9 protein-coding genes are annotated in these 15,659 nt (G+C 64.7%); 3 read left to right on the top strand and 6 right to left on the bottom strand.

Features of this window, described 5'->3' with window-relative positions; genetic code table 11:
- Window positions 1-694 precede the first annotated feature (694 nt).
- Together CP958_RS12930 and CP958_RS12935 are read left to right on the top strand one after the other, a co-directional pair.
- Window positions 695-1,465: a tail fiber protein gene (locus CP958_RS12930; RefSeq protein ID WP_096702351.1), complete on the top strand. Its 771-nt coding sequence runs from the start codon at window positions 695-697 to the stop codon at window positions 1,463-1,465.
- Window positions 1,466-1,554: 89 nt separating this feature from the next.
- Entirely contained in the window at window positions 1,555-1,869 is a 315-nt protein-coding gene (locus tag CP958_RS12935; RefSeq protein ID WP_096702352.1) for a hypothetical protein, read from the top strand.
- A gap of 18 nt (window positions 1,870-1,887) precedes the next feature.
- On the opposite strand, the gene CP958_RS12940 is transcribed toward CP958_RS12935, so the two are convergent.
- On the bottom strand, window positions 1,888-2,343 hold the full coding sequence (locus tag CP958_RS12940) for a GNAT family N-acetyltransferase (protein WP_141400506.1): 456 nt from the start codon (window positions 2,341-2,343) through the stop codon (window positions 1,888-1,890).
- Between the two features lie 284 nt (window positions 2,344-2,627).
- Between CP958_RS12940 and CP958_RS12945 the strand changes: the two genes are divergently transcribed.
- Entirely contained in the window at window positions 2,628-4,004 is a 1,377-nt protein-coding gene (locus tag CP958_RS12945) for an ATP-binding protein (protein ID WP_096702354.1), read from the top strand.
- Here CP958_RS12945 and CP958_RS12950 read toward each other — a convergent pair.
- The 5 genes from CP958_RS12950 to CP958_RS12995 form a co-directional block, all read right to left on the bottom strand.
- Window positions 3,955-4,488 carry a nucleoside 2-deoxyribosyltransferase gene (locus CP958_RS12950; RefSeq protein ID WP_096702355.1) on the bottom strand — a complete coding sequence of 178 codons (534 nt, stop codon included), beginning with the start codon at window positions 4,486-4,488 and terminating at the stop codon, window positions 3,955-3,957. The two genes, CP958_RS12945 and CP958_RS12950, sit on opposite strands and share 50 nt — an antisense overlap.
- Before the next feature lie 25 nt (window positions 4,489-4,513).
- Complete coding sequence (locus CP958_RS12955) at window positions 4,514-4,816, bottom strand: hypothetical protein (RefSeq protein WP_096702356.1); 303 nt, start codon at window positions 4,814-4,816, stop codon at window positions 4,514-4,516.
- A 333-nt stretch (window positions 4,817-5,149) separates the two neighbouring features.
- Entirely contained in the window at window positions 5,150-12,181 is a 7,032-nt protein-coding gene (locus tag CP958_RS26985) for a cadherin-like domain-containing protein (protein WP_242442883.1), read from the bottom strand.
- On the bottom strand, window positions 12,096-15,155 hold the full coding sequence (locus CP958_RS12990; protein ID WP_096702357.1) for a VCBS domain-containing protein: 3,060 nt from the start codon (window positions 15,153-15,155) through the stop codon (window positions 12,096-12,098). Before CP958_RS12990 ends, CP958_RS26985 begins: the two co-directional genes overlap by 86 nt.
- Window positions 15,152-15,622, bottom strand: a complete 471-nt coding sequence (locus CP958_RS12995) for an Ig-like domain-containing protein (protein ID WP_096702358.1) — start codon at window positions 15,620-15,622, stop codon at window positions 15,152-15,154. Before CP958_RS12995 ends, CP958_RS12990 begins: the two co-directional genes overlap by 4 nt.
- Window positions 15,623-15,659 lie beyond the last annotated feature (37 nt).

Genomic DNA, 15,659 nt, shown 5'->3' on the forward strand with positions numbered 1-15,659 from the left:
CTCCACCGACAAGTCACTCCCGCCCGAATCGAGACGGCTCGCCGCCCACATGCCACCCGCGCATTTCCCCCCAACGTCACATCGCACGGTTAGCGCAACCGATACTAATAAAGATTGAAGGAGGCCGCAAATACAATGCATCGTCGAAATGCGACTTTCAAATAGCATTCGACGCTTCAAATTCCACACACCATGACCGTTATGATCAACAAGCAAGGAAGACGCAGACCAAGGTCAGATGCAAAAAAACGACTCCATACATCCTTTAGCCACAACATCCGAGCCCACCCGGAATCTCCAGGAGCGAACAGGGAAGAGACCAGGCAACCGGCCATCAAACAGGTTAAAACATCTTTCACGAGTTACGCACACATGCACACCCATACAGGGTGATATTTTGCCACACAAAACTCGTTAGGCTTGCGGTCCGTACAAATATGTGGATTCCTATTTGCGGATATTCGACACGTAATGGCGCGCTTTGATTGTGGTTGGGCGGAAATTGCGCCGCCCCATCAGTGCCGGAGTGTCGGGTCCGGCCGTCCTCGGACCATGGTGCGGGGATCGGCGCAGTGGGACGACCCATACAGCCCTGACTACAGCGCAAGGGGGGCAAGGCTGGGCCGCGGAACAAACGGCGGCGAGGGGGCCGGGAAGAGAGTCCGACCGCGCAGCCAAACCGGAGGATGGATTCATGGATAGTTATATTTGCCTGATTTTTCCCTTTGCCGGCACTTACGCGCCGCAGGGCTTCAATCTGGCCTTGGGACAGATTTTGAACGTCACTCAATACCAGGCCGTCTTTTCCATCATCAGTTCCATATATGGCGGCAACGGCACGTCGACCTTCGCCCTGCCCAACCTCCAGGGCCGCACCCCGATCGGAACCGGCATACTGGAGAGCCATTCCTTCAATGTCAGCCAGAATGGCGGTTCGTTCACCACCGGTCCGGTGGTGGGCAGCGTCACCCTGACCGCCGCCAACACCCCGGTGGGATCGCACACCCACGGGGCGACCTTCAGTGCCGCCACCGGCCCTCAGACGGTCACCATTCCGGCGGTTCCCGCCGATCCCGGCACGCCGCCGTCCCTGGGCACGGTGGCGTTGCAGGCCAATCCGGGGATTACCGGCAATTCCTATGCCATCGGCGGCTCCAATACCTTCCTGGCGTCGACCCCGAGCGGCGCCACCGGCGCCCAGATGTGGGCGAGTTCGGCCGGGGCCTCGCCGGCCAACGTGGGCGGCCTGAACGTCACCCTCAATCCCGGCACCCAGGGCCGTTCGGCCATCCCCGCCCAGACCGTGACGGTCAATACCGTCACCGGCGGTAGCGTGGTGGTCGCCCCGACCGGCAGTCCCGGTGGATCGACGATCTCGGTGATCGGCACTCCGTCGGTGATGCAGCCCTGGCTGGCTCTCAATTTCATCTTCTGCATGGAAGGCCTTTACCCCATGCGGCCGTAGTGATCGCGCGTCCCTCCCCCGCTCCGGCGCGGGAGGGACGGTGCCGTTACCGCTTCCATCAGAGACTGCTCGAGGGGTCCCTTTCCACCATGACCGACATCCGCACCCTGTCCTGCGACGTCTTCACGCCGCATGTGGGATCCACCGTCACCCTGATCACCGGGGACGGCCAGTCCCTCGAGACCACCTTGCGCATCGCCAGGATCAATCCCAACGGAACGTTCAGCAACGCCCCGCGCGAGGCGTTCAGCCTGCTCCTCTACGCCCCCGAGCCCTGCGCCTGGAACAGCTGCGACGCCACGCTGAACCATCCCCAATTGGGCAGCATCGGGCCGCTCCATATGGTGCGCATCGTCTCGGATGAGCCGGGAATCAGCGCCGTCTTCCAGGCCTCGTTTAATTGACGGCCGTCGGGCCAGGCCTCAGCCGTATTGCGGCACCGCCGCCGGAACCGGCTGGGGCCAGGGGCGGCCCGGCGGGTACCAGGCCAGTTCCACATGGGGCGGGCGCGAGGCGATCACCCGAAAGCCCTGGCGCATCCAGAACTCCAAGGCCCCCGGCGGATAGCTGAGGGCCGCGCCGGTCAACGCCATCTTCGAGCCGGCGGCGCCGCGTTGCAGGCTGCGCACCACGTCGGCGCCGTTGCCCTTGCGCCGGGCCTCGGGGTGTATCTCCATGATGCTGATGCGCCAGTCGGAATAGCCGAAATCCAGGGTCAGGCGGCCGATGGACTGGCCGGTCCGCTGGATGACGAAATCCATGTGCTCGGGATAGAGATGGCCCACCCCGAGGCGGGCGATGCGGTATTGGTCCTCGAACAGAAATCTGACGAAATCCGGATCGTCCGAGGTCTCGGCCAACCAGGGACGGGCCGCCATGAACATGGCGAGCAGGAATTGATTATCCTCCGGCCTGGTTTGCCGTAGGGACAAGCCGCCTATTAGCTGCAATTTTCCAGCGATCATGCGACAATACGCCCGATGAAGATTTACGTCAGCCGACATAGAACACCATTGGACATGACATTTCAATGATCAGAATACTTTTACGAGATGAATCCCACCGGCCGATATCGAGTTCCGCCAGCATTCGGATGCCATCGTGTCGGTGCTCTGGTAGAATCGACACCCGTCTCCAGATTTTCTTCTAAGGACTTCCCGCATTGAAAGTTGCCTGGCGCATCACCGGCATCTATGCCGCCGTTGGACTGATCTGGATATTCCTGTCGTCCATGGCCGTGTGGATCGGTGTCGGCGAACCTCCCGGGGTGGCGTCCCTGCTGGAACTGGCCAAGGGCTGTGCCTTCATCCTGGTCACCGCTCTGTTGCTGCTGGTGCTGCTGGGACGCTGGGAGAAGGAGTTGAACCGGCGCGGCGCCGCCCTGGTCGAGAGCAACCGCGAACTGACCGACGTCAACACCCGGCTGTCGGGCATCCTGCGCGGGTCCCAGGACCTGATCGCCGCCTGGGACGGCAACAAGCGCCTTACCGCCTTCAATCCCCGCTACCAGGCGGTGTGCTGGGACTTTTTCCAACGCGATGCCAAGATCGGCATGTCCATCGAGGACCTGTTCGGCCATGTTCCCGACCGCTATCGTCTTTTCTCGGAATGCTGGGACCGCACCCTGGCCGGCGAATCCTTCGTCCAGTTGCAGTCGCTGGCCATCGATGGCGACACGGCGTGGTTCGAGACCAGCTACGGCTCGCTGCCCGGCCCGGACGGCCGGCCCTCGGGGGGCTTTCACATCGTGCGCGACGTCACCGACCGCGTCCGCGCCGAGGAGGATCGCCGCTCCCATGCGGAAAAGCTGGCCAAGGCGGTGGAAACGCTGACCGAGGCCAATTCCGAACTGGAGCGTTTCGCCTATGTAGCCTCCCACGATCTGCAGGAGCCCCTGCGCACCGTCGCCTGCTTCGCCCAACTGATCGAGCGGGATTACGGCACGGTCCTGGACGAGCGCGGCCAGCAATACCTGGATCTGGTGACCAGCGGCGCCATCCGCATGCATCACCTGATCAACGACCTGCTGGCTTATTCACGGACCACCCGGAGCGAAGGGCGGATCGAGCTGGTCTCGACCGAGGCCGCCTGCCACAGCGCCCTCAACAATCTGCACGAGGCCATTGAATCCGGCGGGGCCGAGATCGCCATCGCCCCCCTACCCGAGGTCGCCGCCGACTCGGTCATGCTGATCCAGGTGTTCCAGAACCTGATCGGCAATGCCATCAAATACCGCAAGGACGGCATCGCCCCCCGCGTACAGATCACGGCCGAACGCCAGGACCGCCAGTGGGTGTTCTCCGTCAGCGACAACGGTATCGGCTTCGACCCGTCGGAACAGGATGTGTTCGAACTGTTCCGCCGCCTCCATCCCCATTCCGGCTATGCCGGCACCGGGGTGGGCCTGACCATCTGCAAGCGTATCGTCAACCGCCTGGGCGGTCACATCTGGGCGGAATCCACCCCCGGAAAGGGAAGCACCTTCCGCTTCACCCTGCCCCTTGCCGACCCGCCTCAGCCAGCCGCCGCGCCTCTTTAAGCGCCGACTCGAAATCCGGCTGCACCGCCAAAGGACCGGCGGCGTACATCAGGTTCTCCACCAGACCGAAATTCTCGACCACCATGCCGTGCTGGCGGCAGAACAACCGGCCGTCCTCGTCCCGGTCGTGGGGAACCCGCTCGCTGTAGGGACGCATGTCCTCGGACCAGACGATCACCGGCTTGCCCAGGGCCTCGGCATAGCCCATCTCCCAGGTGGTTCCGGGACAGGCGCCGGGACCGCGGAACGGCGAGACGCAGGCGATCACCACGTCGCATTCCCCGATCCGCTCCATGTTGCCGCGCCGGATCAGCGCCGCCAGTTCGGCGGGAGGCAAGGCCAGTTGCGCGGCCTCGGGCTCGAACGGCGCCACTCCCTCCAGACCGTGCTGGCCGCACATCTCGGCCAGATAGTCGAGCAGAGCCTTGGCGGCCGGATGGAACACCGCCGGACCGGCAAGATAGGCCTTGGGCTTATGGGACATGAATGGGATTTCCGGCTGGGGGGGATCAGGCCAGGGTATCCAGGCCTTCCTTCTCCGTCCTGGCGATGCTGGAGAAGGTTCGGGCGGCCAGGATATAGGCCTGCTTGGCCTGATCGAGATCGACCACCTCGCGCACCAGATCCACCTCGCCCTCGGGCGGCAGCGGCACATAGGCCGCCCCGGCCGGGCTGGTGGAGACCACCTGGCCCCGTTGGGCCTGATAGTCGGGCGTGGTGGCGTTGGCGATATTGTCGGCGGCGGTCTGGGCAACCCGCGACTGGGTGGCGAGGCCACTGAGCAGTGTCGTCGAGGCTATGGAGGAAATCATCTTGGTCCGACCACCTGGTTAAGCCTCCATCATGCGCCCTCGGCCACCCTCAAGGCAAGCCGATCGCCGCGAAGCGGGCCGGCGGGTCCCCCCTCCCCCGCCGCTTGAGCGGCCTGGGCATCGCACGCGTCGGGGCCGATCCCATGGACAAGGGACAGGGGGGCGCCCGTCGGCAGCCTGTTCCAAGCCGACCATCGGCGCGAGATGTAGGGATAGCCTCGAAGCACGGGGCGCCGCCGAAGCCGTTACCGGCTCGTCCATTCCCCTCACCCATAAAAAAGGTCCGCCCGCCGTGGACAGGCGGACGGACCCGATAAAACGCTCACCCCATCCCTAGAACTTGACGTGCTCGATGTTGGTGAACTCGATGGTCTGGTCACCCTCGTGGCTATGGACCGTGATGGTGCCGGCCTTGTCCTGACCGAGATTGATGGTGCCGGTCGCGGCATGGTCGCCATCCGAAGCCACCGTCCAGTCATGGCCGCCGCTCGAGATGGTGATCGACGCCCCTTCATGCATGTTGGTGGACAGGTCGATGGTATCGGTCCAGTTGGCCCCGGCGCCGCCATTGACGGTGTCGTGGCCGGTTCCGAAGTCGAACAGGAAGGTGTCGTTGCCGTCCTCGCCCATCAGATTGTCGCTGCCGGCGCCCGCCACGATGGTGTCGTTGCCGGCACCGCCATGGATGGTGTTGCCGCCATTGCCGGCCACCAGCAGGTCGTCGCCGCTGGCCGACCAGATCACGTCATGACCCGTGCCGCCGGCCACCGTCAGGTTGCCGTAGTCGTAGTTGGTGGTGGTCATGTCGAGCACGACATTATCGCCGTCGCCCAACTGGATATGGTCGTAGCCGCTGATGTGCTGCCTGCCGTCGGCGCCTTGCAACGACATGTAGTCGTTGCCGCCGGCCCCGATCAGTGTATCGCCGCTATGGCCGTTGTAGAACTCGTTGTGGCGGTTATCGCTGGAGATATCGATGGAATCACCGGTTCCCGCGTGACCGCCGTTGCCCACGTCCACGCCGCGCCAGCCGCTGCCCCAGTTAGTGCCGTCATCCGTGGCCTGGGTGACGTGACCGGAGTGGCTGCCGTCCACTTCCCACGAACCGTTGGCGCCCCAGCTCTCGTCGCGGCCGCCGCCATTGCCCCAGCCGACGGCATGACCAACGTCGCTGCTGCCGCCCGAGGAGCCGCCGGTAACCTGGACCGAGATGGTCTGGGTCGCGTGGCCGCCATTGCCGTCATCCACCTGAACGGTGAAGGAGTCGGTGCCGCTCCACTTGGTGTCGTCGGCATCGTAGAAGAACGCGCCGCTGTTCGAATCGACGAACAGGCTGCCGTGATGGCTGCCGCCGTCGAGCACCGAGTAGGTCAGCGTGTCGCCATCCACATCGGTGGCGCTTACCTGACCGATATTGGAGGTGTTGGCATGGGCATTGTCCACGCTCAACGTCGCGGTGGTATGGGCCGCGTCGATCACCGGCGCATGGTTCGGGTCTTGGACAAAGACCGACACGGTGGCGGTATCGGTGCCGCCGTGGCCGTCGCTGACCGTGTAGTCGAAGGTGGTGGTGCCGTTGAAGCCGCTGTCGGCGGTGAAGGTGACGTGGCCGGCATTGTCGATGCTGACCGTGCCGTGATGGGCATTACCCACCGAGACGATGCTGAGGGTATCGCCATCGGCATCGGTGTCGTTGGCCAACAGGTCCGAGGCGTTGATGGTCACCTTGTGATCGGTGCCGGTGGCGATGCGATCATCGACCACCGTCTCGCCAGCGTTGCTGCCGGCCCCCACCAGGGTGGTAACCGACACGTCGCCGCCATGGGATTCGGTGGAGGACACCGTGGTGGTGAGGTTCAGGCTGCTGGCCGTCACCGGGGTATCGGTGACCAGGGTCACCGTCATCGGCGAACCCGACGACACGTTCAGGGTATAGCTGCCGTCGGCATTGGGGGTCAGAGCCTGGCCGTTCAGTTCCAGATGGCCGCCGGCCGGGACGTTGCCGATGGTCACCGGCGACAGCGTCTCGCTGCCGTCGCGATCATTCAGCGTCGCCCGAACGGTGATCGGCGTCTCGTAGGTGTGGGTGGTGGTGGTCGTCGTCACCGTGGTGGTGCCCTGGAAGGCGGTGGCGTCACCGATCACCTGACCATCGGAGAACTTGATGTTCTCGAAATCCTTGACGTAGTTCTTGATGCCGTTGGTGTTGGCATCCCACTGCGCCTTGGTCACGCCGGTCAGTTCGATGGAATCGGTGCCCGAACCGCCGCTCACCGTCACCCACAGGTTCTGGCCGGTGATGGTCACATGGTCGTCGCCCGCTCCCATGTTCACATTGGAGGTGATGGCACCGCCGATCTTGACGGTATCGTTGCCGGAGCCAGCGTCGATGGACGCCCAGTCATTGCCCTTGACCTCCAGATAGTCGTCGCCGGCCCCCAGGTCGACCTTGGCGCTCAGGTCACGGGCCACCAGCACCCGGTCATTGCCGGAGCCGGCATCGATGCTGCCATTGGCGTAGCCGCCGATCTGCAGGTCGTCATCGCCCGATCCCAGGCCGATATTGCTGTTGAGGCTGCCGACGATCTTGACGTCGTCGTTGCCCGAGCCGGCGGAGATCGACCCGTTGGCGTCGCCGCCCAGCTGCAGACGGTTGTCGCCGTTGCCCAGGTCGATATTGCTGTTGAGGTTGCCGCCCACCCGGACGGTATCGTTGCCCGAACCGCCGGACACCGAGGCGTTGACGTCGGAGCCCACGTCCAGGGCATTGGTGCCGTTGCCCAGGTCGATCTTGCCGCTGCTGCCGCTGCTGCCGCTGTTGACGCTGTGGCCGATGGTCACCTGGTCGTCACCGCTGCCGGTGCTGATACTGGCGTTGTTGTCGCGGCCGACGCTGATCACGTTGGCATTGTTGCTGCCGTTAATGGCGGTATTGAGGTCGCCGCTGATCGTGGTGGTCGGGGTGGCGGTGGTCGGATCGGACATGGAGTCCAGACCGTTCCAGCTCACGGTATTGCCGGTCACGACGGTCGTCGTGGTCGTGGTGGTATGAACGTCATCCACCGTCGCGCCCACGGACACCGACAGGGCCGGCCCCTGAGCCACGTTGTCGACGCGGCTGTCATCGCCGGCCACCGGCCCGTGGTTGAGGCGACCCACGTTGACGGAAACCGTCTCGGTGGTGGCGCCGCCGTGGCCGTCGTCGATCTGGACCTTGAAGGTATCGGTGCCGTTGTAGGTGCCGGTCGGTGTGTAGGTGAAGGTACCGTCCGGGTTAAGGACCACCGAGCCATGCTGCGGCCCGTTGTTTCCGGTACCCAACGAGAAGTGGAGATGGTCACCGTCGATGTCGGTGGCCACCACCTGACCGCTGACCGCGGTGCTGGTGGTGGTGGTGACGCTGGCCGCATCCCCCGCATCCGGTCCGTGGTTGCTGAGATCGTCATGGACCGTGGCCGAAGCCGAAGACGAGGCCACGCTGGTGCCGTCGACGCTGACCGCCGTGACATTGACGTTGAGATCGCCCGAGAACCCGGCCGGTGTCTTCACCGACAGGCCGGTGAGCTGGCTGGGGTTGATGGAGTAGGAGCCGTCGGCTCCGGCCACCAGCGCCACGCCGTTCTGATAAAGGGTCGAGCCGGACGGCAGACCCGAAATCTTCACGCTGTGGCTTTCCGAGCCATCCATGTCGGGGAAATTGGCCGAAACATTGATGGCATGCATGGCGGTGGGTGCGGCGGTGCCCCAGGTCACTGACATGTTGACGTCGTTGTAGTCGCGATCGCCGCCGCCCGCGAGGTCTTCCCAGTTCTGGTTACCGGAAACGGTGCTGGCGTCCTCGTTGTGGACCAGATGGTCGCTGTTGAGCGAGCTCTTGTCGAACAGCACCTTGGCACCGGTGCCGCTCAGCACATGGCCGCTGCTGTCGCTGGCCTGCCAGTTGCCCGACGAGTCCTTCGAGAAGGTCAGCGCCGTCCCATTGTGCAGGGTGGAATTCTGGCTGCCGCCATCGGGGATTACGAAGAAGCCGACCCGATCGGGATCGACACCGCTGATGGTCACCGAGGCGTTGGGCGAGGCATGCACGTCGGACCAGATCACGCCGCCCGAGGTCGGGTTGCCGTTATCGTCCATGACGTAGTAGCCGTAGGTATTGTGGTAACCCGCCGATGCCGTCGTATCCAGGTTGGTGACGGTGAAGCTGCCATTGGGGGTTTCCACCGGCGCGCCGATGGAGACCGACACCGAGGCCTTGTCGGCCACCGCGTCCACGTCGAGGGCGGCGGAACCGGTCGCGGTGCCGCCGTGACCGTCGCTGACGGTGTAGTTGACATCCACATGACCGCTGTAATTGTCGGTGGGCGTGAAGGTGTAGGTGCCGTTGCCGTTGTCGACGATCGAGCCATGGGTCGAACTGAGGCTGGTCACCGACAGGGTGTCATGGGCATCCGTGTCATGGGCGTTGGCCAGCAACTGCGCCTTGGTGAAGGTGACGGAATTGTCCTCGGCGGTGTGGCCGAGGCTGACCGCGCCGCTCACCGTCGGACTGTCGTTGGCACCGTTGATGGTGACCGTCACGTTCTGGGTGGCGGTGCCGTCGGCCGAGGCCACGGCGAAGGTCTTGGTCATGCTCTCGTTGGCGCCCAGCGCCTGGACGTCGGCATTGGCCGAGTTGACCTGGAAGGTCCACTGGCCGTTCTCGCCGATCGAGAAGGTGCCCTGATCGGTCTGCACCGTCTGGGCGGTCACATGGGCCTGACCGTGATCCACGTCGGCGACGTTGAGCGTGCCGGTGGCGGTGCCGTTGCCGTCCTCGCCCACCCGGCCGGTGGTGGTGCCGCTGATGGTGGCGCTGTCGTTGGCGCCGGTGATGGTGACCGTCACGTTCTGGGTGGCGGTGCCGTCGGCCGAGGCCACGGCGAAGGTCTTGGTCATGCTCTCGTTGGCGCCCAGCGCCTGCACGTCGGCATTGGCCGAGTTGACCTGGAAGGTCCACTGGCCGTTCTCGCCGATCGAGAAGGTGCCCTGATCGGTCTGCACCGTCTGGGCCGTCACATGGGCCTGACCGTGATCCACGTCGGCGACGTTGAGCGTGCCGGTGGCGGTGCCGTTGCCGTCCTCGCCCACCCGGCCGGTGGTGGTGCCGCTGATGGTGGCGCTGTCGTTGGCGCCGGTGATGGTGACCGTCACGTTCTGAGTGGCGGTGCCATCGGCCGAGGCCACGGCGAAGGTCTTGGTCATGCTCTCGTTGGCGCCCAGCGCCTGGACGTCGGCATTGGCCGAGTTGACCTGGAAGGTCCACTGGCCGTTCTCGCCGATCGAGAAGGTACCCTGGTCGGTCTGCACCGTCTGGGCCGTCACATGGGCCTGACCGTGATCCACGTCGGCGACGTTGAGCGTGCCGGTAACCGAGTGGCTACCGTCCTCGCCCACGCTGCCGGTGGTGGTGCCGGTAATCACCGCGCCGTCATTGCTGCCGGTGATGGTGACGCCCACGGTAGTGGGGGCGCTCGACATGGTGCCGTCGGTGGCGACCACCTTGAAGCTGTCGGTCTGCACATCGCCGGCCCGCAGGCTCTGCGCGTCGGCATTGGGGGTGAAGGTGTATTCGCCGGTGGTCGAGTTGATGGTCACCGTCCCGTGGGCGGTATTCAGGCTGTCCACCTGGTTGCCGCTGGCATCCATCAGGTGATAGCGGACCGAGTCGCCCACATCCTGGTCGGTGCCGCTGACGCGGCCGGCGCCCGAGTGATCTTCCTCGGTGGACACGGCGGTGGTGCTGGTCACCGTGGGAGCGTTCTCCAGCGAGATATCCTTGCCGTCCACCGTTATCTTCAGGCTTTCCCAGTTCTTCGCGTCAACCCCCAGGGTGTTGAAGTGGAAGCTCTGACCGGCATGGGCCGGGTCGGCGATAAAGGACTGGAACTGCTGCAGTTCGGCGCGCACCGCGGCGGTGTACTGCGAACCGGAGAGGTCGACACGCAGGGTATCGGTGCCGCTGCCGCCGTCATAGACGTCACCCGCCGACTGGCCACCCTTGATGATGCCGAGATCGTTGCCGGCACCGCCGTCGATGGTGTCGGAACCCCAGCCACCGTCCAGCGTGTCGGCACCGTCGCCGCCGCGCAGGGTGTCGTTGCCCGAGGCGCCGTACAGCACATCGTTGCCGGTACCGCCGTCGATGACGTCATTGCCCTGATTGCCCATGAGCACGTCGTTGCCGGCGCCGCCGTCGATGGTCACATCGCCATAGCTGTAGCGGTTGGAGGTCAGATCGACCACGTCGTTGCCGTCGCCGGCGACGATGCTCTCGATCCCCTCGAGGCGCGGACCGCCGCCGGTCGGCGAGGCGCTGTAGCCGTCGTCCAGGAACACCGCATCGTTGCCCGAGCCCATGACCAGGGTATCGGTGCCGGCGCCGCCGCGGAACACGTCCTGGCTGACGTTGTCACCGGTGATGGTATAGGTCTCGTTGGTGCCGCCATGGATGGTGTCGCCAACGTTCTGCGACACGTAGCCGCCGCTCCAGGTGCCGTCGGCGGAGAAATTCAGGACGTCGTTGCCGTCACCGCCTTCCAACAGGTCGGAACCGGTACCGCCCGACAAGGTGTCGTTGCCGGCACCGCCGAACAGGGTATCGTTGCCGGCGCCGCCGTCCAGCACGTCGTTGCCGGCCGCGCTGCCGGTGAAGTGCACATCGAACGAGGTGGTGCTGGAAGCCGTCGAACCGTTGGACGCCTCGGTGGAGGTCGCCGTCACGCTGAGGTGCAGATCGGTGCCTTCGGTGGTGGTCAGGCTGAGGCCATTCAACTGAGCCGGAGTCAGAGTCCAGGTGCCGTCGGCGTTATGGGTGCCGGCCGACAGGCTGGCGCCGTCTGGCACACCGCCGATGGTCACACTGCCCAGGCTCTCCGAACCGTCGGTATCACTGAGGCGGTCGGAGATGTTCAGCGCCACGGTCACCTTGCCGGCACCGTCGCCGTACAGTACGTCGTCACCGGCACCGCCGCTGACCACGTCGTTGCCCGAACCGCCGACCAGGGTGTCGTTACCGCCGGTGCCGCTCAGAGTCTGGGCCTGACCGGCGTTGAGGTCGACCGTGACGTTGGACGCCGACAGGTTGGGCGAATCCGCCACCGCGTTAACGTCAAAGTGGGCAGTACCAGCCGTGGTGGCGCCATGGCTGTCGGAAACGGTGTAATTCAGCTCAACATTGCCACTGAAATCGTGGCCCGGGGTGAAGGTATAGGTACCGTCGTGGTTGTCGGTGATGGTGCCGTTATTGGCCGACAGGTTGGAGACCGAAAGGGTGTCGCCGTCCACGTCGCTGGCATGGGACAACAGATCGCTGGCCTTGATGGTCAACGAMCGCCGAGTGGTCGTCGCCGGTGGTGACGTCATGGACGCTCACCGTCGGGCCGTCATTGCTGCCGGTGATGGTGACGTTGACGGTGCTGGCCTCCGAGGCCGCGCCGTGGTTGTCGATGGACACCACCTTGAAGCTGTCGCCCAGGCTCTGGCCGACGCCCAGGCCGGCATCGCCCGACGGCGTGAAGGTGTATTCGCCGGTGGCGGCGTCGATGCTCACCGTGCCGTGGTCGGTGGTCAGGCTGCTCACGTGGTTGCCGTCGCCGTCGACCAGGGCGTAGCTCAGCGTGTCGCCGCTGTCCACGTCGTGGCCGGCCGCGCTGCCCGACACCGCCGAGTGGTCGTCGCCGGTGGTGACGTCATGGACGCTCACCGTCGGGCCGTCATTGCTGCCGGTGATGGTGACGTTGACGGTGCTGGCCTCCGAGGCCGCGCCGTGGTTGTCGATGGACACCACCTTGAAGCTGTCGCCCAGGCTCTGGCCGACGCCCAGGCCGGCATCGCCCGACGGCGTGAAGGTGTATTCGCCGGTGGCGGCGTCGATGCTCACCGTGCCGTGGTCGGTGGCATGCGTGGTGATCGGGCTGCCGTCGTCATTGGAGCCGAAAGAATAGGTCAGGGTCTGGTTGAGGTCGATGTCCGAGGCCGCCACATGGCCGCCGGTCAGGCCGGTATGGTCGTTGGCGGTGGCGTCGGTGCTGCTGGAAATATCGACCACCGGATCGTGATTGGTGGTGCCGGTGACCTTGACGTCGACGTCGATGGTCTGGCTGGCCGAGCCGCCCTGACCATCGGAGACGATGACACTGAAATGATCAGTCTGGGACGAGCCCTCGGGCAGGGCCTTGGCCGCATCGTTGGGAACGAACTTGTAGTCACCGGAGGCCGCATCGATGGTCGCCGTACCATGGGGAGTTTCGACCGACAGGATCGGCGTGCCATCGGCGTGGGTGCCGAACGAATACGTCAGGGTGTCGGCGGCGCCGACGGTGACCCCGTCCACCACGCCGGTATCGGCATCGGTGGCGACCACATGCCCCTCGCCGCCGAGCTTGTCGGTGACGCTAATGCTGGTGTCGGTATGCTTGAGATCGATAACCGGTGCGTCGTTGCTGCCGGTGATGGAGACCTCGACATTGCCCACGCTGGAGGCAACGTTATTGTTGTCGATCGCCACGACCTTGAACGAATCGCCCAAAGTCTGGCCGACACCCAAGCCGGAATCATCCTTCGGCGTATAGGTGTATTCACCCGTCGCCGTGTCGATGCTGACCGTGCCGTGAGCGGTGGTCAGGCTGCTCACGTGCTCGCCATTGGCGTCCACCAGGGCGTAATGCAGCGTATCGCCGCTGGCCGGAGTGGCTCCCGCCACGTCGCCGGTATCGATGTCGGCGCCCACCGCGCTGCCCTTGATGGCGCTGTGGTCGTCAGCGGTGGTGAGGTCGTGAACGGTCACCGTCGGCGCGTTGTCGCTGCCGGTGATGGTGACCTTGACCGAGGCCGGCTCGCTGGCCAGACCACCGTTATCGATGGACACCACCTTGAAGCTGTCATCCACCGTCTGGTCCTTGACCAGATGAGCAGCATCGGCATTGGGCGTGAAGGTGTATTCGCCGGTATCGGCGTTGATGCTCACCGTGCCGTGATCGGTGGTCAGGCTGCTCACATGGTTGCCGTCGCCGTCCACCAGGGCGTAGTGCAGCTTGTCGGCAATGGCCGGAGTGGCTCCCGACACGTCGCCGGTATCGATGTCGGCGCCCACCGCGCTGCCCTTGATGGCGCTGTGATCATCGGCAATGGTGAGGTCGTGAACGGTCACCGTCGGCGCGTCGTCGCTGCCGGTGATGGTGACCTTGACCGTGGCCGGCTCGCTGACCAACGCCTTGTTGTCGCTGGCCGCGTCGCTGTTATCGATGGACACCACCTTGAAGCTGTCACCCACCGTCTGGCCCTTGACCAGATGAGCGGCATCGGCATTGGGTGTGAAGGTGTATTCGCCGGTATCGGCGTTGATGCTCACCGTGCCGTGGGTGGTGGTCAGACTGCTCACATGGTTGCCGTCGCCGTCCACCAGGGCGTAGTGCAGCTTGTCGGCAATGGCCGGAGTGGCTCCCGCCACGTCGCCGGTATCGACATCGGCACCCACCGCGCTGCCCTTGATGGCGCTATGATCATCGGCGGTGACGAGGTCGTGAACGGTCACCGTCGGCGCGTCGTCGCTGCCGGTGATGGTGACCTTGACCGTGGCCGGCTCGCTGACCAACGCCTTGTTGTCGCTGGCCGCGTCGCTGTTATCGATGGACACCACCTTGAAGCTGTCACCCACCGTCTGGCCCTTGACCAGATGAGCGGCATCGGCATTGGGTGTGAAGGTGTATTCGCCGGTATCGGCGTTGATGCTCACCGTGCCGTGGGTGGTGGTCAGACTGCTCACATGGTTGCCGTCGCCGTCCACCAGGGCGTAGTGCAGCTTGTCGGCAATGGCCGGAGTGGCTCCCGCCACGTCGCCGGTATCGATGTCGGCGCCCACCGCGCTGCCCTTGATGGCGCTGTGATCATCGGCAATGGTGAGGTCGTGAACGGTCACCGTCGGCGCGTCGTCGCTGCCGGTGATGGTGACCTTGACCGTGGCCGGCTCGCTGACCAACGCCTTGTTGTCGCTGGCCGCGTCGCTGTTATCGATGGACACCACCTTGAAGCTGTCACCCACCGTCTGGCCCTTGACCAGATGAGCGGCATCGGCATTGGGTGTGAAGGTGTATTCGCCGGTATCGGCGTTGATGCTCACCGTGCCGTGGGTGGTGGTCAGACTGCTCACATGGTTGCCGTCGCCGTCCACCAGGGCGTAGTGCAGCTTGTCGGCAATGGCCGGAGTGGCTCCCGCCACGTCGCCGGTATCGACATCGGCACCCACCGCGCTGCCCTTGATGGCGCTATGATCATCGGCGGTGACGAGGTCGTGAACGGTCACCGTCGGCGCGTCGTCGCTGCCGGTGATGGTGACCTTGACCGTAGCCGGGTCACTGGCCAGACCACCGTTACTCGACTGGACACCACCTTGAAGCTGTCATCCACCGTCTGGTCCTTGACCAGATGAGCGGCATCGGCATTGGGTGTGAAGGTGTATTCGCCGGTATCGGCGTTGATGCTCACCGTGCCGTGGGTGGTGGTCAGACTGCTCACATGGTTGCCGTCGCCGTCCACCAGGGCGTAGTGCAGCTTGTCGGCAATGGCCGGAGTGGCTCCCGCCACGTCGCCGGTATCGACATCGGCACCCACCGCGCTGCCCTTGATGGCGCTATGATCATCGGCGGTGACGAGGTCGTGAACGGTCACCGTCGGCGCGTCGTCGCTGCCGGTGATGGTGACCTTGACCGAAGCCGGGTCACTGGCCAGACCACCGTTACTCGACTGGACACCACCTTGAACGCCTGTCATCCACCGTCTGGTCCTTGACCAGATGAGCAGCATCGGC

The sequence above is a fragment of the Magnetospirillum sp. 15-1 genome (assembly GCF_900184795.1).
Lineage (GTDB): Bacteria > Pseudomonadota > Alphaproteobacteria > Rhodospirillales > Magnetospirillaceae > Phaeospirillum.

Bases quoted from the DNA above. Each gene is read 5' to 3' on its own strand.
- CP958_RS12995 (WP_096702358.1), bottom strand. From the start codon at position 15,622: ATGACAGGCGTTCAAGGTGGTGTCCAGTCGAGTAACGGTGGTCTGGCC.
- CP958_RS12955 (WP_096702356.1), bottom strand. From the start codon at position 4,816: ATGATTTCCTCCATAGCCTCGACGACACTGCTCAGTGGCCTCGCCACC.
- CP958_RS12950 (WP_096702355.1), bottom strand. From the start codon at position 4,488: ATGTCCCATAAGCCCAAGGCCTATCTTGCCGGTCCGGCGGTGTTCCAT.
- CP958_RS12940 (WP_141400506.1), bottom strand. From the start codon at position 2,343: ATGGCGGCCCGTCCCTGGTTGGCCGAGACCTCGGACGATCCGGATTTC.
- CP958_RS12935 (WP_096702352.1), top strand. From the start codon at position 1,555: ATGACCGACATCCGCACCCTGTCCTGCGACGTCTTCACGCCGCATGTG.
- CP958_RS12930 (WP_096702351.1), top strand. From the start codon at position 695: ATGGATAGTTATATTTGCCTGATTTTTCCCTTTGCCGGCACTTACGCG.